25 protein-coding genes are annotated in these 22929 nt (G+C 38.3%); 12 read left to right on the forward strand and 13 right to left on the reverse strand.

Annotated features, from left to right (window positions below):
- Positions 1-52 precede the first annotated feature (52 nt).
- From BN1875_RS06730 to BN1875_RS06755, 6 genes are all read left to right on the forward strand, one after another.
- On the forward strand, positions 53-520 hold the full coding sequence (locus BN1875_RS06730) for a GAF domain-containing protein (protein ID WP_390622586.1): 468 nt from the start codon (positions 53-55) through the stop codon (positions 518-520).
- Positions 521-944: 424 nt separating this feature from the next.
- Complete coding sequence (locus BN1875_RS06735) at positions 945-2069, forward strand: acyl-CoA dehydrogenase family protein (RefSeq protein ID WP_048604077.1); 1125 nt, start codon at positions 945-947, stop codon at positions 2067-2069.
- A gap of 61 nt (positions 2070-2130) precedes the next feature.
- The gene (locus BN1875_RS06740; RefSeq protein WP_048604078.1) at positions 2131-2919 is read left to right on the forward strand and encodes an electron transfer flavoprotein subunit beta/FixA family protein; all 789 of its coding nucleotides are present in this window, start codon (positions 2131-2133) and stop codon (positions 2917-2919) included.
- A gap of 14 nt (positions 2920-2933) precedes the next feature.
- A complete protein-coding gene (locus BN1875_RS06745) occupies positions 2934-3902 on the forward strand; it encodes an electron transfer flavoprotein subunit alpha/FixB family protein (protein WP_048604079.1) in 969 nt (322 codons plus the stop codon).
- A 44-nt stretch (positions 3903-3946) separates the two neighbouring features.
- Positions 3947-4816, forward strand: coding sequence for a helix-turn-helix domain-containing protein (locus tag BN1875_RS06750; RefSeq protein WP_048604080.1), 870 nt, complete (start codon positions 3947-3949; stop codon positions 4814-4816).
- A 356-nt stretch (positions 4817-5172) separates the two neighbouring features.
- Positions 5173-5400 carry an Hcp family type VI secretion system effector gene (locus tag BN1875_RS06755; protein WP_048604081.1) on the forward strand — a complete coding sequence of 76 codons (228 nt, stop codon included), beginning with the start codon at positions 5173-5175 and terminating at the stop codon, positions 5398-5400.
- 102 nt (positions 5401-5502) lie between these two features.
- On the opposite strand, the gene BN1875_RS06760 is transcribed toward BN1875_RS06755, so the two are convergent.
- The gene (locus BN1875_RS06760; RefSeq protein ID WP_048604082.1) at positions 5503-6315 is read right to left on the reverse strand and encodes a Cof-type HAD-IIB family hydrolase; all 813 of its coding nucleotides are present in this window, start codon (positions 6313-6315) and stop codon (positions 5503-5505) included.
- A 29-nt stretch (positions 6316-6344) separates the two neighbouring features.
- Complete coding sequence (locus BN1875_RS06765) at positions 6345-6923, reverse strand: HD domain-containing protein (RefSeq protein ID WP_048604083.1); 579 nt, start codon at positions 6921-6923, stop codon at positions 6345-6347.
- A 187-nt stretch (positions 6924-7110) separates the two neighbouring features.
- Here BN1875_RS06765 and BN1875_RS06770 point away from each other — a divergent pair, with 187 nt between their 5' ends.
- Positions 7111-9663: an HAD-IC family P-type ATPase gene (locus BN1875_RS06770; protein ID WP_048604084.1), complete on the forward strand. Its 2553-nt coding sequence runs from the start codon at positions 7111-7113 to the stop codon at positions 9661-9663.
- Here the strand turns inward: BN1875_RS06770 and BN1875_RS06775 are convergent, their stop codons facing one another.
- From BN1875_RS06775 to BN1875_RS06785, 3 genes are all read right to left on the reverse strand, one after another.
- Entirely contained in the window at positions 9664-11103 is a 1440-nt protein-coding gene (locus tag BN1875_RS06775) for a global transcriptional activator MafR (protein WP_187115921.1), read from the reverse strand.
- A 108-nt stretch (positions 11104-11211) separates the two neighbouring features.
- Positions 11212-12264: a sensor histidine kinase gene (locus BN1875_RS06780; protein WP_048604086.1), complete on the reverse strand. Its 1053-nt coding sequence runs from the start codon at positions 12262-12264 to the stop codon at positions 11212-11214.
- Complete coding sequence (locus tag BN1875_RS06785; RefSeq protein ID WP_048604087.1) at positions 12261-12932, reverse strand: response regulator transcription factor; 672 nt, start codon at positions 12930-12932, stop codon at positions 12261-12263. The genes BN1875_RS06780 and BN1875_RS06785 overlap by 4 nt, the downstream gene beginning before the upstream one ends.
- Positions 12933-13062: 130 nt before the next feature.
- Between BN1875_RS06785 and BN1875_RS06790 the strand changes: the two genes are divergently transcribed.
- Positions 13063-15405 (forward strand): ABC transporter ATP-binding protein/permease, encoded by a 2343-nt coding sequence (locus BN1875_RS06790; protein WP_048604088.1) that lies wholly within the window; start codon positions 13063-13065, stop codon positions 15403-15405.
- A 325-nt stretch (positions 15406-15730) separates the two neighbouring features.
- Here the strand turns inward: BN1875_RS06790 and BN1875_RS06795 are convergent, their stop codons facing one another.
- The 8 genes from BN1875_RS06795 to BN1875_RS13900 form a co-directional block, all read right to left on the reverse strand.
- The gene (locus tag BN1875_RS06795) at positions 15731-15937 is read right to left on the reverse strand and encodes a hypothetical protein (RefSeq protein ID WP_048604089.1); all 207 of its coding nucleotides are present in this window, start codon (positions 15935-15937) and stop codon (positions 15731-15733) included.
- Positions 15927-16091, reverse strand: coding sequence for a hypothetical protein (locus BN1875_RS13640; protein WP_156171205.1), 165 nt, complete (start codon positions 16089-16091; stop codon positions 15927-15929). The genes BN1875_RS06795 and BN1875_RS13640 overlap by 11 nt, the downstream gene beginning before the upstream one ends.
- A 317-nt stretch (positions 16092-16408) precedes the next feature.
- Positions 16409-17539: a site-specific integrase gene (locus BN1875_RS06800; protein WP_048604090.1), complete on the reverse strand. Its 1131-nt coding sequence runs from the start codon at positions 17537-17539 to the stop codon at positions 16409-16411.
- Between the two features lie 102 nt (positions 17540-17641).
- Positions 17642-17848: a hypothetical protein gene (locus BN1875_RS06805; RefSeq protein ID WP_048604091.1), complete on the reverse strand. Its 207-nt coding sequence runs from the start codon at positions 17846-17848 to the stop codon at positions 17642-17644.
- 83 nt (positions 17849-17931) lie between these two features.
- Positions 17932-19155, reverse strand: a complete 1224-nt coding sequence (locus BN1875_RS13535; protein WP_048604092.1) for a DNA/RNA non-specific endonuclease — start codon at positions 19153-19155, stop codon at positions 17932-17934.
- Positions 19156-19236: 81 nt separating this feature from the next.
- A complete protein-coding gene (locus BN1875_RS06815; RefSeq protein WP_048604093.1) occupies positions 19237-19956 on the reverse strand; it encodes an ion transporter in 720 nt (239 codons plus the stop codon).
- Between the two features lie 91 nt (positions 19957-20047).
- Positions 20048-20698: an ImmA/IrrE family metallo-endopeptidase gene (locus BN1875_RS06820; RefSeq protein ID WP_187115918.1), complete on the reverse strand. Its 651-nt coding sequence runs from the start codon at positions 20696-20698 to the stop codon at positions 20048-20050.
- 40 nt (positions 20699-20738) lie between these two features.
- The gene (locus BN1875_RS13900; RefSeq protein ID WP_082147255.1) at positions 20739-21107 is read right to left on the reverse strand and encodes a helix-turn-helix domain-containing protein; all 369 of its coding nucleotides are present in this window, start codon (positions 21105-21107) and stop codon (positions 20739-20741) included.
- 295 nt (positions 21108-21402) lie between these two features.
- On the opposite strand from BN1875_RS13900, the gene BN1875_RS06830 reads away from it, so the two are divergent.
- From BN1875_RS06830 to BN1875_RS06845, 4 genes are read left to right on the forward strand one after another with little or no spacing between them, the layout of a single operon-like run.
- Entirely contained in the window at positions 21403-21606 is a 204-nt protein-coding gene (locus BN1875_RS06830; RefSeq protein ID WP_048604095.1) for a helix-turn-helix protein, read from the forward strand.
- A gap of 18 nt (positions 21607-21624) precedes the next feature.
- The gene (locus tag BN1875_RS06835) at positions 21625-21873 is read left to right on the forward strand and encodes a helix-turn-helix transcriptional regulator (protein WP_048604096.1); all 249 of its coding nucleotides are present in this window, start codon (positions 21625-21627) and stop codon (positions 21871-21873) included.
- A 15-nt stretch (positions 21874-21888) separates the two neighbouring features.
- Positions 21889-22071, forward strand: a complete 183-nt coding sequence (locus tag BN1875_RS06840) for a hypothetical protein (RefSeq protein WP_048604097.1) — start codon at positions 21889-21891, stop codon at positions 22069-22071.
- A gap of 6 nt (positions 22072-22077) precedes the next feature.
- On the forward strand, positions 22078-22902 hold the full coding sequence (locus tag BN1875_RS06845) for a helix-turn-helix domain-containing protein (protein ID WP_048604098.1): 825 nt from the start codon (positions 22078-22080) through the stop codon (positions 22900-22902).
- The last annotated feature ends 27 nt before the right edge of the window (positions 22903-22929 follow it).

Raw genomic sequence — 22929 nt, forward strand, 5'->3', positions numbered from 1 at the left:
GCTAGTTTTGAAGAAAAAAGTGCGTTATAATGCCAACCAAGAGGTGAAGAATGTGAATCAAAAGAAAGAAGCCTATGAATTGTTGTTATTGCAACAAGCAGGATTACTAGATGCAGAAAAGAATTGGATCGCTACTTTGGCAAATTCTTCTGCATTATTAACTACAACCTTGAAAGATACTGTTTTTGCCGGCTACTATTTGTTTAATGGTGAAGAACTGGTTTTAGGTCCGTTTCAAGGGAAGGTTTCCTGCACCCGTATTAAAATGGGAAAAGGGGTCTGCGGAGAAAGTGCCGAGAAACAAGAAACGATGATTGTTGGCAACGTTAAGACCCATAAAAATTATATTTCCTGTGACTCAGCTGCAATGTCGGAAATTGTTGTTCCGATGGTCAAAGAGGGAAAATTACTGGGAGTTTTAGACATCGATAGCGGAACAGTAGATACTTATGATACGATCGATCAGGAATTTCTTGAAAAGTATGTAGAACTGCTGCTTGCCTCCAGTGATATTTCGTAGAACAAAGGATTCTGCGACCACGTTTGTATGGACTTTTCCATATAAACAGTTATTGTCTGGGACGAAAGTTATTCAACTGAATAAACAAAAAGATTCTATCTGTTTCTTCGCAGATAGAATTTTTTTGTGCAAGTAAATAAAATTTTATAGTTATTTTTATTCGGTTATATAATATTTTATATATTATGTGTTTTCAAAAAAAGAAGTTTTTACACGGTTATTTTGTTTTATTCTAGGTTTTTTTCAATTTTAGTGAAAATAGGGCTATTTTTTCAAAAAAAGAAGGTTCTTCATAAAATTAGTCACAACGTTATTCTATATAATTTTTTATATATTTTGGTTGACATTCATTTTTAACGTAGGTATTATTTTTGTCAGAAGCAAGACTTCTAACTTGTGAAAATAAAAACAATGGAGGCCCACAATGAGTGTCAATTTAACGCAACCACAATTAATGCTGCATCATATGGCAGTAGAATTTGCTGAAAAAGAAATCAAACCTTTTGATATGGCAATCGATAAAAAAGGAGACTTCACAGAAGGACTATTTGAAAAGCTAGTGGAAACTGGTTTTCTCGGTTTGACTTTGCCAGAAGAATACGGTGGAGCCGGGTTTGATCCTATCAGTACCGCTCAAGTCATCTATGATTTGGCAACAGCCAATGCTAGTGTCGCAGTCACTTTAGAAGGGCACTACAAAACGATTGATCAATTTGTGAATTTCGGAACACCTGCTTTAAAAGAAAAATATTTACCTAGCGGAAGCAAACGCATTTTTGCTTTTGGAATGACGGAATCTACTGGCGGGTCAAATCCAATGGGAATTGGTGCTACGGCTGTTAAACACGACGATCATTGGATTTTGAACGGAAATAAAATCATGATTACAAACGGAGGATTAGCCGAAGTTTACGCAGTGTTGGTAAAAACAGCACCAGAGGAACTATCTGTATTCGTTGTTGATAAAGATATGCCCGGCTTTAAATTTGGCAAACAAGAAAGTTTTCTTGGCTTGAGAGGAACACCAGTGGCAGAAATTTTTATGGAAAATATTGTCGTTTCTGAGGATCATTTGTTGGGGAAACTAGGGGAGGGTCATTTGATTGGAGAACGTGCCCATGATGATGCCCGAATTTTAATGGGAGCAGTTCTTGCTGGAATTTTGGAACATGAGCTGGAAATTGCAACAACTTATGCGAAACAACGCCTTGCAATTGACAAGCCAATCATTCAACTACAAGCTATTCAACGAAAAATCGCTGATATTGCAATCGCCAAAGAAAATACGACTCTGCTTTACCAAGAAGCGGCACGATTGAAATTTGAGTGCAAACCTTATGGAAAAGTTGCTGCAATGGCAAAAGCTTATGGCAGTCGTAGTGCCGTTGCTGCTGGAGATGATGCGTTGCAAGTTCTGGGCGGATACGGGTATAGTTTGGAATACCCAATCGAGCATTTGATCCGTGATGCCCGAGCATTGGAAATCGCTGAAGGTACCGTTGAGAAAATGAGAACAGAAATCGCATTGGCTGAAGCCGCCGCACGATAAAAATTCTATTTTATGTTTTAAAAATAGAACGGAAAAATTTCAATCTAAAGAGGAGCAGAAAATGAAAATTTTAGTATGTGTGAAACAAGTACCTGAAAGCAATAACGTACAAATTGATCCAATCACTCATAATTTAGTACGATCAGGAATTGCAGGAATCATCAATCCTTATGATAAAAATGCTATCGAAGCCGCCTTGCATCTAAAAGATCAAATCAATGCAGAAGTCATTTTGATGTCGATGGGACCACAAGACAATGAGGTTTCCTTACGTGAAGGAATGGCAATGGGCGCAGACCGTGGCATTTTATTGAGTTCTCGCAAATTTGCCGGCTCGGACACTTTAGCAACGGGTTATGTTTTAAGTCAGGCAATCAAGAAGCTGGGAGATGTTGATTTGGTATTCTTTGGTCGTCAGGCAGTCGATGCGGACACAGGGCAAGTGGGACCAATCGTGGCAGAATTTTTGAATTGGCCACAAATTACTTTTGCCAGTGAATTGGAACTTGCTGGTGACGGCAGCATCGTTGGTACCCGCCAATTAGAAAATACTGAGCAAGTCGTTCGTGTTCAATTACCGGCCATCGTGACTGCGCGTAGTGAACTGAATCAACCACGGTATGAAACACCAAGAAATATCCAACAAAGTTTCAAAAAGGAAATCGATGTTTGGACGGAAGCGGATCTTGAATTGGAGGAGGCCCGTATTGGTATCAGTGGCTCACCAACGATTGTTAAAAGTATTACCACGCCTGAACGGAAAGCCAAAGAAACCGTTTATTTGTCAGAGCAGCCTAAAGAAGCTGTCAATGAATTACTGACCGCTTTGAAAGCCAAAAATTTAATCTAGTGGGGACGAAAAAAATGGAAAAAACACCTGAAATCTGGATTTTTGCAGAAAAACGTTTAGCTGCAATCGAACCAACGACGTTTCAATTGATTACCAAAGCGAAAGAAATTGCGCCGAATTTTAAAACTGTCGCAGTTTTGTTGGAGACACCGGAAGAAAACTTAGAAGAAAGCTTAAAGGAATATGGTCCGGATAAGATTCTGGTTATTAAGGATGCTCGTTTAAATCAGCCAGCAGATTCTGAACAGGCAGATTTATTGGCGCAACTTGCACGACGGGAGCAACCAAACAGTTTCTTATTTGGCGCAACGATCACAGGTCGTTCCATTGCCCCTCGTTTGCAGGCAAAACTTCAAACGGGATTGACCGCAGATTGTTTGGATTTATATTTTGAGGAAGAACAACTGGTACAAGTAAAGCCATCTTATGGAGATAACATCATGTGTGAAATTCTTTGTCCGGATCGTCGTCCACAAATGGCAACGGTTCGTCCTAATACTTTTACTGCAAAAAAAGTCACAGGAAATGTTGAAGTTGAAGTAGTAGAAGATTTGGAATTTCATGCTTCGACGGGAATTACAATTGAAGCAGAGCATGTAATCTTATCAAACAGCGACAATATTGCCAATGCCAAACGGGTGATTGCTTTAGGTCGTGGTGCTGCTGACGATCAAAGTATTCAATTAGCAGAGACGCTTGCTGGGAAACTAGGAGCAAAAGTGGGGGTTTCTCGTCCTTTGACGGATAAGCCGCAATTTAATGTAGACGATCAAATCGGGCAAAGCGGCAATACGATTGCACCAAGCTTTTTGATCAATTTAGGAATTTCCGGTGCTGTTCAGTATGTTACGGGAATCGAAAATACAGAAGTCATCGTTTCAGTCAATACTGACAAGCAGGCACCGATTTTTAAGGTATCGGATTATTGTTTTGTCGGCGATGCAAAAACCTTTTTAACAGAACTTAGCCATGCAGTAAAATGATGTGATACAATAATAGCAGATTACATGCTAGGAGCCATCAGACAATGGACATACAACGATTTATCACTACCCGCAAAGCATTGGGCTTTTCTCAAAAAGAATTAAGTGAAGGAATTTGTACTCAAGCAACTTTGAGTCGCTTTGAAAACAATGGACAAATCCCAACCATCAAGATTTTGATTCAATTGTGCAATCGTCTGCAACTGAATCTGGGAGACTTGTTTCCAAATGTTGGGATTCAGGATTCGAAAGTCAACAAGCAATTGGAACAATCGGAATTTTATCTAGTCACCAGCGAATATAGCGACGCATCAAAAATTTTGGATCAAATTCCCCAAGAAGAATTGCAGAATCCCGCACAAAAATGGCACTATTTATATTTAAAGGGATATTTGAGCGCCTTGCAAAATGGCCCAATCACTGAGAGTTTCTTTTATTTGAACCAGATTTTATCAGAAAATCCCAAAGAAAAATCGTATATTTTTGTTTTACTAGCGTATACGGGTTTGGGTTTGGCTTATGCGAATGAAGCCGACAAAGAAAAAGCAGAATACTTTTTTGATAAGGCGGTCAGTGATGTTTATCACTACCCAATTGAGACTTCTTCAGATATTTGGCGAGTCTTGAATATCTTATTCTATTGCGGAACCTTTTATGCGAGCATCAAAGATTATAGTGTCAGTGATGCCTTATTGGAACATGGGGTAACGATTTGTTCCGACAATCACGTAACCTATTATCTTGCGCGACTAATGTTTCAACTGGCAAAAAATGCATTGGCTCAGAATAAAGAAATAGAAGTCGTCCAGGAGCATATTGCAGATGCGCGAGCTTTTGCTAAGATCAATCGAAATTTGGTGGAGCTTCGGGAATTAAAGGTACTACAAGCTCGATTAGACAAAAGAAAAGAATAGATAGGAAGGAACGGTTGATAACCGTTCCTTTTTTGTCTTTATTCTGATAAAAAAAATGTTTTTTTAAATGAAATAAGATGAAAAAACAATGATATATAATGTGTGAGTGTTGATTTTAAATAGGATTGGAAACACCTTCACCCATTTATTCCAAAAGGCATTCTTATTTTTTTATTGGTAAATCCATAATATTCACATAATTTTATCATCTCTTTATATCCATTTAATAGGTGTTATAAACAATTTTTGTTTTTATTTTTTTATATTTATTAGAACTTTTCTCTTTTCTTTGTGGAGAATTAATGCTATATTACTTTTAGATCGAAAAGTTAAAATACGATTACAAAGGAGTTAGTATGGACAAAGAGAATATTTTGCTGGGACACACCTATGAGTGCCAGCCAGTAGGATTACAGCGTCGGGTGATTGGTGAAGCAGTAAAAAAATTAGAAAATTGCCTTGTACTAAGCGTGGAACACTATGACATGGTCGATCATGAAGAAGTTGAGGATCGATTTGGTAAAGTAGTCGTGAAATACTCCGAAGTATATGGTAAAACAATGGCCGATAGCTTTTTCCGATAATAAATTACCAGAGAAAAACAGGAACTTTGGTAAAAAAATCCGCACTCTCTTGAAGGCAGCTGCTTTCGATTGGAGAGTGCGGATTTTTTTTGTTTGATTTCTTCACGGGGAATCAAGAACATATTTCTTCAAGGCTTTGGCGACACCGTCTTGGTCGTTTGTGGCAGTAACTTTATCGGCACTTTCTTTTACCGGTGCGGGGGCATTTCCCATGGCAATTCCCAGACCGGCGGCTTTTAACATTGGAAGATCATTATAGTTGTCTCCTATTGTTAAGACGTTTTGTAATGGAACAGCATAAAAATTTGCTATTTCGTGAAGGACAGTTTCTTTGGAAACCTGTTTGTGGGTGATTTCAAGGTAATTTTCTTTAGAAAGATAAAAGGCACAGTCTGTCAGTTCCTGGGTGTTTAAAAAATTCATTAATGTTGTAATTTCTACTGCATCGCCAATCAATAATAATTTATGGATGGGGTCTTGCCGCAAAAGATCCGCAAATGAAAGAAAAATCGGTTGCATTTTTGTGATAGTTGCTTCGATTTCGATCCATTTGTTATGAGAATCGGTATACCAGTCTGCATTGGAATAAACATTCAATGAAATGGTCGGAAAAAATTTTTTGATAAGCTTCAGCAGTTTTTTGCCAGCAGCAGGCAAAGGATGACTAAAAAGTGGCAGATTTCCATCAGTCGTTATCAAAGCACCGTTGTAAGCAGCAAGGGGATTATTTTGAATACCCAGTTTCTGTGCAATCGGCAGAATACCACGAGGTGAACGGGCAGAAGCGGCGATAAACGGAATCGAAAGGGCTTGGATTTCTTGCAGAGTTTGCACTAAATTTTTTGTAAGAAGATGTTGCGAGGTCAGTAAAGTTCCGTCAATATCACTAATAATTAGTTTGATTTCATTCGACATATCGTTACTCCTTCTAGGAGAATGCACAGTTAGTGTTTCTCACCGGTATTTTTTTGGAGATTTTTCTTTGTTTCAGCATCTAGCAATGCTCTCAAAGTTGTTAATACCTCACCTGTGAAGTATTTTTTTCCATAATCCAAATTAAATTCGTAATGGAAATCTGCGGGATTTTTTCCTTGGTTATGCTGCAAGATTGTCTCTGCCTTATCCAATGCTTTAATAAAATGAGCAGTAGTTGTCGTATTTTGTTCATACGCGATAAATAATTCTTGAAAGTGATTTTTTTGGTTCAACGGTAAATCTTCGGTCAACTGGAAAAAGACCGCTGTTTCTTGCTGAGATTTTGCAGTTGCATCAGGAGTTAAAAAAGCAGAAATATCACCGGTCACACTTTCTGCAAGATCATGCAGTAGCGCCATCTCCAGTGCTTCCGCAGCATTTATTTCTGAAAAATAGGGCAAGAGACAAGCGGTCATCAATGCTAAGCGCCAAGAGTGCTCGGCAGTGGATTCCTGTTTTCCCTCACTATCCCACGCTGTTCGCAAGGTTCCCTTCAATTTCTCGCTTTTTTCTAAAAAGGTCAGAATCGCTGTCAATTCATTTTCCATAATATTCCTCCATCTAGTACTTGCTGGTTCTATTATATAAGAAGACTATCGGAAAACCAATGAATGGATTATATGCACTAAAGAACAGAGAAGCCACATTTTTTTCAGCTTTCCCTGAAATTATCGACCGTTGTTCCCAATTTTTCTACGTATACTTAAAGTATCAAAGAAACAGGAGGAATTGCGAATGAAATGGTACCAGCTTTCAGAAAAACAAGTGATGAAAAAACTACGCACATCATTCGACGGCTTGCCGCAAAGTGAGCGGACAAGAAGGGTGAGAGAAAATGGCGAGAATAAAATAGAAGAAAAGCAGCAATTAAAACCGTGGCAAAAATTCTTAAAGCATTTTACTGATTTGCTGATGATTGTTTTGTTGTTTGCTGCGCTACTGAAATTTGCGACAGGGGAATTTGTAGAAGGCGGCATTATTTTTCTAGTAGTGATCGTCAACGGCTTTGTCAGCTATTGGCAGGAACGTAAGGCAGAGGAATCATTAGACGGATTGAAACAAATGATGGGACAAGAAGCCGTTATTTTGTCAGACGGAATGAAAAAAAGTATTGAGGTTGAAGAAGTAGTCGCGGGAGATCTGGTTGTTTTACAGGCGGGGGATGTTGTTCCGGCAGATCTTCGTTTAGTGGAGGTCCATGATCTGGTAATCGAAGAATCAATTTTGACCGGTGAGTCCGAAGCGGTAGAAAAAAATACGGAAAGAATCAAAACAGATGCTTCACCGGGAGATCAAAGCAACATGGGTTTTTCCGGGACGTTGGTTCAAGCGGGAACTGCTGTTGGAATCGTAGTTGAAACGGGTGACACCACAGAAATAGGTAAAATCAATCAAGCACTACAATCCGTTCAAAAACAAACAACACCCTTGGTTCGGAAAATGCATCAATTAAACAAGCAAATCTTTCGTGGAATTTTGTTACTGATTTTGTTTCTACTTTTCTTTACAACATTTCGTTATGGTCTAGAGATGAATATTCTGTTTTCGGCGATGATCGCCCTGATCGTTGCCATGATTCCAGAAGGGTTACCGGCAGTGTTAACCATGATTCTTTCGATGGGCGTAAAGGAAATGGCGCAAGAAAATGCAATCATCAAAGGAATGCCTTCCGTCGAAACTTTGGGGGCAATGACGGTGATTTGTTCAGATAAAACCGGTACCTTGACTAAAAATGAAATGACTGTAATGGATGTTGTGACAAAAGAATCTGATCGAATCATGGAAATCATGAACAACTGTCAGGAGTTGAAATTGCAGGAAAATCAGTCTGTTGCTGATTTGCGAGGCAATCCGACTGAGTTGGCGTTGCTTCAATATACTGAATCAGCGGATTTGCCGCTAAAAAAAGTAATCGATAAAATTCCTTTCAGCTCCAGCTATAAATATATGGCGACCATGCATGAAGAAAATGGCGGGCAAGTGATTTTTGTCAAAGGTGCACCGGAAGTAGTGATGACAAAAACTGCACTGACCATGGACGAACGGAAAAAATGGCAAGAGGAAGCCTCACGATTGGCAAAAAAAGGGCAGCGCGTATTGGGCTTTGCCTATAAAAAAGGAACAAATGCTCAAACCGTTACCCATGAAATGTTAACGGATTTAACCTTTGCCGGGTTGGCAGGGATTATTGATCCGCCAAAAGAAAGTGCCATTCAAGCAGTAGCAGAGGCGCAACAAGCTGGAATTGCGGTGAAAATGATTACAGGCGACCACAAAGAAACTGCAAAAGCCATCGGTATCGAAATCGGTTTGAGGCATACAGCCAAGGTTTTGGAAGGAAAGGAAATTGATCAGCTCTCTGATCAAGAACTGGCATCGCAAGTCAGTAAAGTAGATGTTTATGCACGAACGACGCCTGAGCATAAATTACGGATCGTCACTGCTTTGCAGACAAACGGGGAAATCGTCGGAATGACCGGAGATGGCGTCAATGATGCTCCAGCATTAAAAAAAGCGGATATTGGCATTGCAATGGGCATCAAAGGCAGCGAGGTCAGCAAACAAGCAGCTGATATGGTTTTGGCAGACGATAATTTCCATACAATTGCTAAAGCAGTCAAAGAAGGACGTCGGATTTTTGATAACTTGAAAAAAACCATCAACTTCTTTTTACCAACAGCCTTAGCGCAAGGTCTGATTGTCATTTGGGCACTATTAATCAATCGACCGCTGCCGTTGACACCGATTCAAATTTTGTGGGTCAATATGGTGACGACAATTACGTTGTCTTATGCATTGGGATTTGAAAAAGCCAGCGAAGACACCATGAAGCGACCACCGAGGAAACCAAACGAGGGCATTTTATCAGGATACAGTGTGTTTCGAATCGGCTATGTCTCTTTATTGATTATGGTTCCTGCCTATTTCCTAGCTTCACAATTTGATGGACAAGCATTGCAACAGACGATTTTATTACAAAATATTGTTGTCGCGCAAGCCGTTTACATGATCAACTGTCGGGAATTAATGAATCCATCCTTAAATCGCGGATTATTTCAAAATAAAGTCTTGTTTGGCTCTTTGGGAATTTTATTTTTCCTACAGGCAGCTGTGATTTTCCTTCCCCTCGGTCAGCAACTGATTGGAACTACGAGCTTGTCCTTATCCCAACAGCTAGTAATTCTTGGCAATGCCTTGCTACTATTCTTAGCGGTTGAGGTCGAAAAAGGAATCAGTAAACAAGTATTTCGCAGAAGAGAAAAAACGACCAGCGATTTTACCCGCTAGTCAAAGATAAGGTTTTAAGGTGAGCTTGGTCAATTGATCAAGCTCATTTTTTGTGGGATTGGTGGAAATATAAATAATCGGGATCGGTAATTTTTCTAATGGAAAATTGGAGACGAGGATATCGGTTGGAGAAAAAGTCAGCTCCTCCAGTTCGGTTACTTCCACCGGCTTCAAAAGTACCCGTTTTCCTAAAAGATCAGCAAGTTCCTGCTGTAAAAAAGCTTTCCAAGCCGGTTCTCCTTGGAAGACAAAGTAAACGGTCATCACTTGCGGCGCAATCGAAAAAATGGCTTGCTGCATCAGCAGTGCAACCATATTTAGCAGGTAGGTAGAAGGAGTGATCTCAATCAATGGGTGTAAATTTTTCAGCAGCAGCATATTTTTCTCCTGCAAATTCATATAACGATCATACCGTTCGCTGAGTAATTCCTGATACTCCAATTGAAATTGTTCTGAAAGAACCGGTGATTCCACATATTTCAGTAAAAGTACCAGCAAATTGATTGCTAAAGATGTCTCAGTTAATGCCGGACGCTTGATTTCATCGGCAAATGTTACGATGAATTTTTGTATTTCCTGTAGTAAAGAGGAGTAGTCTTGCTGCAAAATTTCCATTAGTTTTGTTCCATAAGGGTTGTTGTAGTTCCAGCTCTCTAAGAAGCAAAAGAAGGCAAAGAAAACTTCTTCTCCTTTTAAATAAATACCTTCCTGACGGTAAAGTTTTTTTAAGGCAGGACGATACAATTGAAACAAGGGATTTTTTTCGTCAAAAGGAAACGAGTCGATTCGACAGTTGGCTTTGATGCGAATCGTATTGATGAAAAACCAGCAAGCACCAAAAATCTGCTCGGTTTCAACCGCTAAATTGGATTGATTGAGTTTTTTTAGAAAGTGAAAATAATGACTTTCATGAATGGCATAGTCATCAAAAAAATAATTATTATGGGTGAAGGGCACCAACAGACGATGATAAAAAATCCGAATGCCACTTTCTGTGCCCGACAGATGAATCGTGGTGGGGCTCAGTTTGATCCGGATGTGATAGGCGGTTAACTGCTGATTGATTTTGCTGGTGTGTCGTCTCAACGTTTCATAGGAGATTCCTGTCGTTTGCAAAAAATCGGGCGTAGGGAGCTCTTTTGCAAAAAAGAGTTCTTTGATTAAGCGAACGCTGATTGATTGGGGCAAAAATAATTCCCATAATTCATTGGCTAATAAATTTTGCTTATTAATCAAGCGAATGCCTGAACTATCGGTTTCAATCTGCCAATCTTGAGGCAGTTGTTCACGAATCAACTGAAGATCAGAAAAAACCGTTCGTTCAGTAGTTTTGATTTCTGCAGCTAATTCTTTTGCTGTCAGTTGTGGATGATTCACTAAATTTTCCAGAAGCAGGACTTGACGATAGATATCTTTTTCCGTGATGATTTTTTTCAGCATGGAATACATAAGCGGTCACCTCACTTTTAAGAATACGAAGAAAAAAGAGGGAGGTCAAGAAACAAAAGCACTACTCTGTTGAAAAAAAATCCCGCTGAAATCTTTCTTTCAACGGGGGACTGCTTTATTTGGCAAAAAAATACGAAAGCTGCTGCCGTGATTTGGCTTGCTGTCGACTTCAATACTGCCATGATGCAAGGCGATGATTTGTTTGACTAGTGCCAACCCAAGTCCATTACCTTTTGCTTTGCGGCTGGAGTCTGTCTGATAAAATTTGTCAAAAATTCGTGGAGCGGCATCTACTGGGATACCGATTCCCTCATCGGTAATGGTAATTCGTTGACCTCGAGCTTCCTTTTTCAGTGAAATTTTGATTTTTCCACCTTGTTGACTATATTTGATGGCATTGTCCATAAGATTCAACCACACTTGGTAGAGGAATTCTTCGTTGCCAAAATAATTGGTGCGGGGCAAATCTAGATCAAGAGCCAAGTTCAGTTGTTCCCATTTTGGTTGTAAAAATAAAATGACCTCGCGAATCTGCTCGTCTAACCGGAAAAGTTGCAGATCCAAGCCCAAGCCTTGATTTTCCAATTTTGTCAGTTTTAAAATATTGTCTGTCAATTGAGTGAGTTGTTGCGTGCCTTCTGACATTCGTTCGAGATATATTTGTCGATCGGTGGAGGAAATCCCCTCGTTTTGTAAAAGCTGTACATAGCCTTTGATGGTTGCAATCGGTGTTTTGAATTCATGAGAAACAGTAGAAACAAAATCATTTCGCAAGGTCTCAATGCTGTTAAGCTCCTCAACCATCACGTTAAAATCATGATAGAGCTGGGCCACGTCCTCTAGTTTAGGCTCAGTATCTTTTAGTTGAATCGAAAAATCTCCCTTAGCTACTTCACTCATTGCTTGGCGCAAATCCCCAATCGGCTGTAAAATACGTTTTCCCACAAAAAAGGAAATCACTAGACCAATCACGGAGCTTAAAAAAATAATAAAGGCAAATGGAAGAATATGATTTTCTTTTTCCGGCGCTAGCAGTTCGAAATGATTGATTAAAAACAGCAGAGAAACAAAAATTGCCAATACCAGAATCATCATCAAAAAAATGATGGTGGCAAAATAGATCCACAGTTGGGAATGGAGTTTCTTTCTCACAAAATCACCGCCTTGTAGCCAAGCCCGCGAATCGTTTCAATTGAAAAGTCCTGGTTATCAATCAATCTGGTCCGCAGACGCTTAATGTGTACATCAATGGTTCGTTCATCGGTATCTGAATCTAAGCCCCAGATTTCATCCATCAATTGCTGACGGGTAAAAATTTTATTAGGGTAAGCTAGTAATTTATACAATAATAGAAATTCTTTTTGCGGGAGCGTTTCTGTCTGTTCCGGCGTTTTTATTTGATAGGTTTCTTGGCTTAAAGTTGTCGTTCCGACGGTCAATTCTTTTGTATGAACAATCTGTGCCCGTCGCAGCAAAGCATCGACTCGTAAAAGCATTTCGTTGACATCGATTGGCTTAACCATATAATCATCTGCACCGAGCTTAAAGCCTTTTTTCTTGTCTTCAAAAGTGTCTTTAGCGGTAATCAGTAGAATCGGCAATTCATAACCGGCTTCCCGCAAACTTTTTGCCAATTCATAGCCGTCCATATCCGGCATCATAATATCGCTGATGATCAAATCGATGTATTGTTTGTCCATAATATCTAGTGCTGTCAGTCCGTTATTGGCACTGAAGACCTCAAATTGTGCGTTTTTTAACGCCACTTGATAAAGTAATGCTAAGTTTTCATCGTCTTCCACGATTAAAATCCGACTCATTTGCTTTACCCTCCTTTTTGCATGATAATAGTACCAGATTCTTGTGAACCAAGTATGAATTTTGTTCATTTTGAGTTAATAATGCCATGCTATCCTCACAAAGTAAATAAGCGAAAAAAGGGATGAAACGATGCTAGAATTAAAAGAGATAAAAAAATATTACCACGTTGGTGACACGACAACAAAAGCGTTGGACGGTGTTTCCGTTGCTTTTCGTCGGCAAGAATTCGTGGCGATTTTAGGAGCAAGCGGCTCTGGGAAAACAACCATGCTAAACGTAATCGGTGGACTGGACAATTACGATTCCGGAGATATGGTGATTGATGGAAAATCGACGAAAACCTTTAAAGATGCAGATTGGGATGCCTATCGGAACAATTCCATCGGCTTTGTTTTTCAAAGCTATAATTTGATCAGTCATTTAGGAATCATTGCCAATGTTGAGTTGGGCATGACGTTGAGCGGTGTATCTAAAGAAGAAAAAACGAAACGAGCAGAAAATGCGTTGCGCAGAGTCGGTTTGGAAGACCACATGCATAAAAAACCCAATCAACTTTCCGGGGGACAAATGCAGCGGGTAGCCATTGCGCGGGCATTGGCAAATGATCCGGATATTTTACTGTGTGACGAACCAACTGGGGCTTTGGACACCGAGACAAGTTTGCAAATCATGAATTTGATCCAAGAACTTTCAAAAGAAAAATTAGTTATTATGGTGACCCACAATCCTGAATTGGCACATCAGTACGCAGATCGAATCATTGAATTTTCTGACGGGAAAATTTTGGCTGATTCTCACCCCCATAAAGAAGGCAAGAAGGGAGAAGAATTTCAACTAAAACGGACCAAAATGCGTTTTGTTACAGCATTGAAATTATCCTTTAACAACTTGCGAACCAAAAAGGGTCGAACCTTTTTGACTGCTTTTGCTTCTAGTATCGGGATTATCAGTATTGGGATTGTTTTGGCATTATCCAGCGGTTTCCAAAATCAAATTGATAAAACCCAGTCAGAAACGCTGTCAAAATTTCCAATTACGATTTCAAAGGTGACAACAGATCAAACAACAAATCGTGACGAAGCACTAGGAACAGATAAAGGAAGTTTTCCTGATTCTGATACGATTACGGTAAAAATCAGTGACGAAGATCGGGCACAGCACACCAACAAAATTGATCAGGACTACGTGGATTATATCGAAGCAATTAATCCAGAACTGAGTAATAATATTGGCTACACGCGATTGGTAGGAATGAATTTATTGCGGGAAGTTGATGGAAAAATCCAACCGGTGAAACTATCCAATGATGCTTCTGAAGGAACTGGACTTAGCATGACAAACGCAATGGCTAGCATGACCGGTGTCGGAGTATCTTCTTTTCCAACACAGCTCGATGAAAATTCCGGCAGCTTTTTAGAAGAAAACTATAAATTACTTTCAGGAGCTTACCCTAAATCAGCAACTGATGTAGTATTGATTGTGGATGGCAACAATAACACCAATATCAATTCCTTGAAAAATCTGGGCTTTGATGTTAAAGACGGTGAAAAATTAGATTTTGATGCGATTGTGGGAACCGAATTTAAATTAGTCGACAACAATGATTACTACCAAGAGTTGCCAACAGGAAATTTCATTCCTAATACAGACTACGAAACAATGTATGACAGTGAAAACAATGACACTTTAAAAATTTCCGGCATCCTGCGGGTGAAATCTTCCTCGACGATGAATCTATTGGCACCGGGAATCGCCTATAGCAATGAATTGACTTCTCAAATCGTTGAAGAAAACGAAAGCTCAGCAATCGTTGAAGCGCAAAAACAAAGTGATGTCAATGTTATGTCCAATGAAAAACTAGATAACAGCACCAAAGAAAGCACGATTGCGTATCTTGGCGGCAGCAGTATTCCAAATAGTATTATGATCTATCCTAATAACTATAAAGACAAAGATCAGGTTTTGGAATATCTGGATGATTACAACAAAGGAAAAAGCAAAGAAGATAAGATTATTTATTCTGATTTAGCTGGCACTATGACGGATTTGACCGGTGGATTGATGGATGCCATCACCTATGTATTGGTTGCTTTTGCTGGTATTTCGTTGGTGACAAGTATGATTATGATCGGAATCATCACCTATACCTCCGTTATCGAACGGACGAAAGAAATCGGCGTGCTAAAAGCGTTAGGTGCCCGCAAGAAGGATATCACACGGGTATTTGATGCAGAGACCTTTATCTTGGGAATCGGTTCTGGTACATTGGGTGTGGTGATTGCTTGGTTGACGACGTTCCCAATTAATGCACTCTTGTACAATATGACAGATTTAAAAAATGTGGCACAATTAAATCCCGTCCATGGGCTCATTCTAATTATTGTATCAACCGTTTTAACCATGCTTGGCGGACATCTCCCAGCTAGAATGGCAGCAAAAAAAGATGCAGCCATCGCATTACGAGCAGAATAGAATTATGAAAAAACAGAACTGAGATCGGTGAGTAAACCGATTTTCAGTTCTGTTTTTTTGTGGGGAAGCAAATGGGGAACAGATTTTTTATGATTCTAAATAGAGTATTTGTTTCTGATTTTGCTTGGCATATTCTATTTCACGTTGTGTGCTCGGACCGATGTAACCATTAATGTTTACGACAAATATCGCATCTGCCATATCAATTTTTTATTTGTGCAGGACGCCCAACAACTCAATTTCTTTTTTTCATTTTTTACCTCTTCAACGTTTATTTTATATAATTAAAAATGTGAAAGAGTCCTATGGTAGAATGCCCTGATTTTTAGCGGAGGGCTTTTTTACGTTCTGCGATTAGTTGCTCCAATTCTTCTAAATCATCGATTGTAGCTCTATTGTTGATAAAAGACCGAGCACTCCGTCGTCCGGTCATATAGTTACGATGTTCTCGCTTTTCTTCATCAGAACCTACTCGTTTACGATATTCTCTGTTTGCTCTTAATTGTGATTCAGGTGTCTTATTACTCGTCATTTTTATTCTCCTTTGATATGTCATTAATAAGTAAAGCGACAATAAATAAGTTGACAATGGAAGAAAGCAGCGGCATATGAATATCCATCAATGTTAAAACCATGGTAGCGATAACTAATACTAAAGCGACAATGTAAATATATTTCATTTTCATAATATTCATGCTCCTCAATGTTTTTATTATATATTCCAAATTGTATAAAATCGATTGCTTTTTTTGTTTTTGCAAAAAAATAACCCACCGAAAAAGTAAGCTAAATTTCCAACGAAAATGAATGCCCTTTTGAATGCCATCTTTATCTATTTCCCGAAATCTACTGAAAACAAAAAGAGTAGAAATCCTTTTAAATCAAAGGATTTCTACTCTTAGTGAAAAGTACTGGAAGGTACAAATGGAGCTGGCGGGAGTTGCAAGAACGCTGATATACAAATACAGTTTTTAATTTGACCTTGAGAGTGACCTTGAACGTGTCAAAAATCAATGAATTTGTTGAACGTATCAGCAAGCTGTTCTCGTGACGATTTGGAGACGTGAGCATAGATGTTCATGGTCGTTTGAGCATCATCATGCCCCAATCTATCTTGGACCTGTTTCAAGGTTGCACCCATTTCAACTAGCAAACTAACATGTGTGTGACGAAAACCATGCGTGGTGATCCGTGGTAACTTTTTACCAGCAGTTTCATCCATTCTGTTTTGAATAGCTAACAGCCATTTGCGAGGGGTATCTAATCCCATGATGGAGTTTGATTCGGTACCAAAAATTAGATCACTGTCATTAGTAGGATTTTGTTCGACAATCCATAAAATTAAGGCAACAAGTGTTTTATTATCGATTGAAATAATTCGATTAGACCCAACTGTTTTAGTTTTTCCAACTTCCAGGCCGGCTGCCGTTCGTGTGATGGCTTTGTCAATGTTGATCGTCTTAGCTCTGAAATTGATATCATTCCACTGGAGAGCAGCAGCTTCTTGTTTACGCATTCCAGTCATAGCTAATAACCGGAAAAATGTTTTAGCTCTCAGATTAGGTGATTTTTCTAATTCGGAAAAAAATAGCTTTAATTCTTTTTTATCATAAAATAATTCTGTGTCTCGCTTATGTTTTTTTGCTTTAGGCTTAATGATAGCATCAACTGGATTACGATCGATATAGCCAAACCGAATCGCGTATTTAAAAACTAGACCGGTATAGTTAATCATTTTTGAAGCGGTTGAATATTTCTTTGACCAGGCATCCATAACCTCTTGTATTTTAATCGGTGTAATCTCGCTGATATAAATATCACCAAATTCATCAAGAATGTGATTTTTGAAAATCCGTTCAGTCTTTAGCAGAGTAGAGCCGACAACTGTTTTTTCATATTCTTTCATCCAAGAATGATAAACATCACGATACGTTTTTGGTACTTCTTTTTTCTTGATATCTGTTTCGAATTCTGTTTGTACACGTGCTGCTGCTAATCTGGCTAGACGTTGTGTTTTAAAACCGCGTCCAGTCGTTTGTATCTGTTTTCCCGTTAGGGGATCAATACCTAAATATGTTTTAAACATCCATTTCTTTGTGCCATCTTTTAGTGTGTATTCTTTGAAAGTAGCCATTTGAATCATCTCCATGTTTTTGATACAATAGGCAAGACCTATTGCAGGTTGATTTATTAGCACATCCTTAACTTTCGAAGGTGGGGGATGTGCTATTTTTGTTTATAGGCTTTCAAACACCAAAGTTGCCTGTATTCTGTCTCCACCACCGAAGCCTTTACTTCCGCCATTTGTTGTGGAAATGGTGTGTAATCTGAAACCTTTAGCACATTGCTTGTTGATTGTATCTTCAAGCTCTGAAAGATTTTTCGAGTCTTTTCCAATGAATTTTTCCTTCAAAACAACTTGTAACACGACATATTTTGGCATGGTATATTCCTCTTTCCCTTTTAATATATTTTTCAGCCAACACCAGACTTTAGCTGGTAGGATGAACTTTTTTGGTCATAAATTTAATAACAAACTTCACACGGAGTAAGACCTTGTGCCTTTGCTGCATCAAGAGTAGATTCAGTAAAGTTTCCGTTACCGTGGGGATGGCTATGGTATCTCTTACCTGTAGGCGTAATATAAACCATTTCTCCAGTTTCAGGAGCCGCCGCTTGTTGTGATTCAGATTCGGGTGTAGATTTTTCTTCAGCTTGAGCTTGCTCTTTTTCCTCGACAGGTTGAGCTGCTGCACTTACTTGACTGGTTCCGTCAGCATAATTGATAGTTACCCCATCTTGAATATTATGGATATATACATTAAATTTTATCGCATCGCTCCCGATGGATTGTGCTTGTAGATGTACACCTCTCGCAACTAATTCATTACCATTGAAAACGGGAACTACCGAGTAGCGTACAAAGGCACTAGGATTTTGTTCTAGGTAGTAATTGATATCAGATTCAAAACGCAACATCTCGGGAGAGTTTAATTGTCGGGTCCCGGTAATTAAGTTCTTCGGATTATTATTTTCACCACTTAGCTGGAAGCCAATGAGATGAGACCGGTTATACAAATAGCCGCTTTTTAATTTTTTATTATGCCAGCCGGTAGGATCGAATGTTAATGATTCTCTTTTTTCAGTTGGTTGCATATCAAGATTTAATAATGCCTCAGCATCCGTAGCTCTATTTAGATTATCGAGATTACTGTATTCTTCCCAAGCACCCTCTTTGGTAGATAAATCACTTTCGGTAAAAGTCGGATTGCCATCGTTAACATCTATCGTCTGGGTACCGGAGAATTCTGTAGAAGCAAGTTCTTTATTTGTTTGTGCTTTTTCTTGAGCTCTCTCTTTTTCAGCAGCAACAACTTTGGCTTTCTCCGCTTCAGCTTTCTTTTTAGCTTCAGCTTCCTTAGCTTCCTTTTCAGCAGCTGCTTTTTGTTCAGCTTCTTTTTTCTCTTTATCTGCCTTTTCCTTAGCCAACTTTTTTTTCTTAGCTTTTTCTTTCTCGGCTTTTTCTTTGTCAGCACTGTCTGAATTTTCAGTAACCGCGCTACTACTTTCAGCAGTCGTAGAATTCTCAGAAGGAGGCAACATCATGCCACCGGCAACAAACAAGATAAAAGTAGCAAGCATTCCGTATAAAGCAATTTTCTTTGGTCGTCTCTTAAATAATCTGATGATTAAATTAATGAAGAAACCAACAAAACCAAACATACCAACCAACAACAAAAAAATATCCATTTTTATAACCCCAATTCTATGTTATAATTTTTTTGCCTAGAATTATGAGGTAGGGAGTCCATGTTACCGCATGGGCTTTTTTTATTTTTTCAACTCTTTTATTTCATTTTCTAAATCATCAATTTTTCTAAGTAGTAAGTCAATCTTATTCTCGATGGTTGTTTCTTCTGCTTCATTTTTCTTATTAAAGAATTCTGTCAATGTCGAAGTTAGAAATCCAATGAATCCGATTCCCACGAACATCAAAATAACTGCTGATATTCTCCCAAATGGTGTGGACGGTGAAATATCTCCGTATCCAACGGTTGTCGTTGTGACCAATGCCCACCACAGAGCATCCGTGAATGGCACATTTTCCGAGTAAGAATAAATTGCTGATGACAACAAAATTAATACCACACTTGCATAAAGAACATTTATAAATCCATTTGTAGAAAGAAATTTCTTCAAATATTTGGTTAATTTTCCTGTAATTCCTACTAAACGGCTCAATCTTGCTAATCGACTAATACGAGCAATACGAAATATCCGAGCTATTCTGAAAAAAGAGAATACTGAATCAAACGGAATGATGGCTATTAAATCAAAAATATTTCTGAAGAAAAAACTGGATTTCTTATCAGCTTTATAAAAACGATAGAAATAATCCGCAGCAAATATGATTAAAATCACATTATCAATATAAAAATAGGGTGCCTCAGAAATTCTTATAATTGATGCGAAATCTAAAACAACCAAAGTGATGGAAATAACTGCTAATACGATGATGCTGGTTTCATAGATTAATGATTTATTTTTCATCAAATTCTACCTACTTCTGATATAATATATTTGCCTGAGAAATATAGGTAGATAGTCGATGTTCACAGCATCGGCTTTTTTTGATATGTCACTAGCCTAAAGCATTTTCAAAATCAGATACGATTTCTTTTTCTTTAGTTGATCCCCAACCAGATAGGTAAGACCTAATGTGGTAACGGTCCTTCGTGTCTTGTAATTTTTTAACACATCGTACTGCTGAAATTTCATCCATATCTGCACTGTAAACACAAAACTCAATAAGTCGATAGTATAGAGCAGCTTGACTCATTCTGCACATTTCGGCGAATCGATAAAAGGAAATTTCTGTATGTAAAAATTTCACTATCTTGATATCAGGAGTCATTATGATACCAGCTGCTGCATTAGCTAATGATTCTGTAACTTTTTCGTCCTCAGTATAGAAATTGTCTTTTCGCCCTGCATTAAAAAATTGCTGTGTAGGTAATCTGTAATTCATGTCAAATAGGCAATGACTCAATTCATGGCATTTGCTGAAACGTATTCGGTTAATTGTTGCATTTTGATTTAAAAATATAGCGGTGCTTCGTTGACTGCGAACCGTAACCCCTAAAAAAAATTCAGCTTCTATCATAGGAATGCGATCCACCACCGCAATACTATTTCTCGTTACATAATCCTCAAAAAATATTTCATGCGTATATTCTTCTGGATCAATACCTTTTTTTAACATAAATTGATTAACGATTAAATTTGTCAACATAATACGATCCCGTACCAACTGATCCACCAACATCACCCACTTATTTGTTCTTTTCGTCTAACTCATTCATAGTTTTTGTAATAAAATCCATTAAATCCATTGTTTGCTTTTGATATAAGGCCTTTTTATCCTCTGGTACCTCTTTTTCTCCTTTGCGAAACCGCATAAGTAATTCTTTTTCCATGTCAGTTAAATTATTAGGTTGAGAAGCGGAATTCTCGGTTCTTCCTAAAAGATAATCAACAGTTACTCCAAAATAATCGGCTAACCGTGCAAGTTCTTTTGAATTAGGAGTCTGTCTCTTCCAACTTCCTATATAACCATTGGAATAACCAAAATTCATTTCTAATTGCCTAATTGATAGTCCCTTTTCCTTTGCTAGGTCTTTTATTATTTCATAAGTATTCATTGATATAGCAACCTTTCTGATTACTTACAAAAAAAGTTTAGATAAATAATGTAAAAACGTTTGACATATATACATTAATAATCTATACTATGTTTTGTAAACAAATTTAACAACTAAAAAGACAACAAAAAACACGACTGATTATTAAATGCCAACCGCCAAGAAAGCTTTTAAATCACAGTTTTAACGTCTTATTTAACTATGGATTCAGTATAGATTATTAATCTAATTTTGTCAATAAGTCTAGAAAATAGTTGTTAAATTTGTTTGCATTAAATGGGAAGGGGGAGACAAGATGACAGAAGTCGCTGAAATCACACTACGAGATAGAGAAAAAATCAAAAATTATGTTGAAAGCTCGAAGTTTTTGACTTACAAAATGCTCGCAGACAGATTTGGCATCAGCAAAAGTGAGTTGTCTTTAATCATTAATGGGAAAAAGACGACAGCAGATGCTAACAAAATTATTGATTCGATTATTACCATGTACGGCTTGTAATTGAAGGAGGGAAGCGAAATGAACATTGCTGCAGTAAGAAATATTGTCAACGAATATCTCGATCAAAAATTGACTTCCATTTTGGCTACTTTCGTTCCGCGGCGCTATCTGACTCAGAAGCAAGCCGTCCGATATACCGGAACATCACCAACGACGATCAATAGCTGGGTGAAAGAAGGCCTTAAAGTCGTTCAATTAACGGATGAAGGCAGATGGAAATATGACGTTAAAGATTTAGACGAATGGATGGAAAAACATAAAATTTAGATGGGAGGTTAAAAAATGAGCGATTCATTTTCCACGGTAGCACTAATTATGACGGTTGTAGTTCTGGCAGTCACATTCGCTTTTATTGGCAACTACAATCTGGGGCTGGCATTGCTAATCATAGGTTTCATGGCAGCTATCTGCATAGCATACACGATTGGCTTTTTTGCACACAAAAATGACGTGAGAAGAAGGTGAGAATAGATGAAAAACTGGACAACTAAAGAAATTCAATATCTGAAGAAAAATGCGTTGCTTGCAGAGACAAACGTTGTTCTTAATGCTGAAGAGTTAGCAAAGAAGCTAGGCCGGTCCCCAAAGTCAATAGATGCAAAAATCTACAAACTACGAAGAGATAATCAATTTCCACAGACTGATTTTAGTAAGGCCTTTGATCCTAAAGGAAGAAAATTTACTGATAGTGAAGATAAGAGAATCATTTCTATGTACAAAAAAGGTGAAAGCTACGAAGACATTGGTAACAGTCTTGATAGGTCGAGGCAATCAATAGCCGGTCGAATTACACGCCTCAAAAAAATAGGAAAGTTGAAACAAACTGCTGTTCAGAAAAATTGGACTCAAAATGAAGTTGATATTTTACTATCGAATATTCAATTTGATGAAAATGGATATTGTTGCAACCACACAGAGTTGGGGCGGTTGTGCAATAGAACTTATAAACAGGTAGCTGGAAAAATTAATCGGTTAAGAAGAGATAGAACGATTAGCACTTCGCCTAAAACTGGAACAACAAGTATAAATGCTAAAAAGTCTATGAACCGTTTTAACGATGCTAGATTTGCAGCATATCCAAGGAAGGAGGAACCGATTATGAATGTGACACCAGTTATAACGGGGACCACGTTAGAAAGGGAAAAGAGCGTAGATATCCAATCGAAGCAAGTGACTGTAATTTTGACTTCTATCATCATCGATGGAAAACGGACAGATCAATATTTTCTGCCAAATGGTCAATTAATTGCAGTAAAAAAAGAGCCTACCTCGTCTGCCAACGAAGTAAGCCGATAAAAAAATGATTTGTATAAGGAGAGTGTA

Origin of the sequence: Enterococcus massiliensis (assembly GCF_001050095.1) — a bacterium.
GTDB classification, from domain to species: Bacteria; Bacillota; Bacilli; order Lactobacillales; family Enterococcaceae; genus Enterococcus_C; species Enterococcus_C songbeiensis.